This window comes from Anaerococcus tetradius ATCC 35098 (assembly GCF_000159095.1).
GTDB lineage: Bacteria > Bacillota > Clostridia > Tissierellales > Peptoniphilaceae > Anaerococcus > Anaerococcus tetradius.
The window spans coordinates 1-451 of the sequence record NZ_GG666355.1; the positions used below are offsets into that span (position 1 = coordinate 1).

A 451-nucleotide genomic window follows, 5' to 3' on the forward strand; every position below is an offset into this window, starting at 1 on the left:
CAAGATAGTGGCAGAGCAGCTTAAAAATTTAATCGGAGAAAAAATTGAAATAACCGATGTAATTAAAAAAGAAAAGATTACAAAGCCTAATCTGCCCTTTGATCTAACAACACTTCAAAGAGAATGTAATAAGTATTTTGGATACAGTGCAAAACAAACCCTAGATTATGCCCAAAGCCTGTATGAAAAGAAGTATATTACCTATCCACGAACAGATTCAAGATATTTGACAGTAGACATGATAGAAAGCACTGTAAATAATATTATAGGAAAAAATGATTTTGACACAGAAAGAATTAAGGTAGTTTTTAATTCTGAAAAAGTTACAGATCATCATGCAATAATTCCAACGATAAGTTCATTAAATAAGGATATTTCAGATCTTCCGGAAAGTGAAGCCAAAGTATATAGACTTATAACAAATAAACTCTATGCAAGTTTTGGATACCCA

1 protein-coding gene is annotated in these 451 nt (G+C 30.6%); it reads left to right on the top strand.

What is annotated here, in order from left to right; genetic code table 11:
• A partial coding sequence (locus tag HMPREF0077_RS10150) for a DNA topoisomerase (RefSeq protein WP_004837937.1) occupies positions 1-451 on the top strand: 451 nt, incomplete at both ends.